Source organism: Mycobacterium mantenii, from assembly GCF_001667865.1.
GTDB lineage: Bacteria > Actinomycetota > Actinomycetes > Mycobacteriales > Mycobacteriaceae > Mycobacterium > Mycobacterium mantenii_A.
On the sequence record NZ_LZJP01000017.1, the window covers coordinates 1 to 535 of the forward strand.

A 535-nucleotide genomic window follows, 5' to 3' on the forward strand; every position below is an offset into this window, starting at 1 on the left:
AACGCGCCGCAGGGCGCGTTCACCGCGGCCCGGCTGGCCAAGGACGAGGGCGTGCCCATCTCGACGATCTCGTTCGGGACCAAGGGCGGCGAGATCGAGATGGACGGGCAGCGCATCGCCGTCCCGGTGTCGACGGACCAGATGAAGATGGTCGCCAAGCTGTCCGGCGGGCAGTCCTATACCGCCACCAACCTCGGCGAGCTCGAGAAGAGCTACAACGCGATCGAGAACGAGATCGGCTACCGCACGGTGCCGGGCCCGGGCAGCTCCGGCTGGCTGCGCCTCGGCGTGCTGACCGCCCTGATCGCGACGGCACTGGCACTGCTGATCAACCGGCGCCTGCCCAGCTGAGCACTCAGGCGGGCAGCCTGCGGTTCAGCAGCAGCCCGGCCAGGATGGCGCCGGCCATGGCGAAGGCGCCGAGCAGCATCCAGGCCAGACTCGCGTCGCCCTTCACGGTTTCGTAGCCGATCTGGCGCTGCAGCGTCGAGTACACGTTCTTCAGCGATTCCAGGCTGTCGGCGTGGAACGACTG

2 pseudogenes are annotated in these 535 nt (G+C 68.6%); one reads left to right on the forward strand and one right to left on the reverse strand.

Annotation, left to right across the window (positions count from 1 at the left end):
- Positions 1-351, forward strand: a pseudogene (locus tag A5688_RS03230) (VWA domain-containing protein); the annotation flags it as partial.
- Between the two features lie 4 nt (positions 352-355).
- On the opposite strand, the pseudogene A5688_RS03235 reads toward A5688_RS03230, so the two are convergent.
- A pseudogene (locus tag A5688_RS03235) lies at positions 356-535 on the reverse strand (VWA domain-containing protein); the annotation flags it as partial.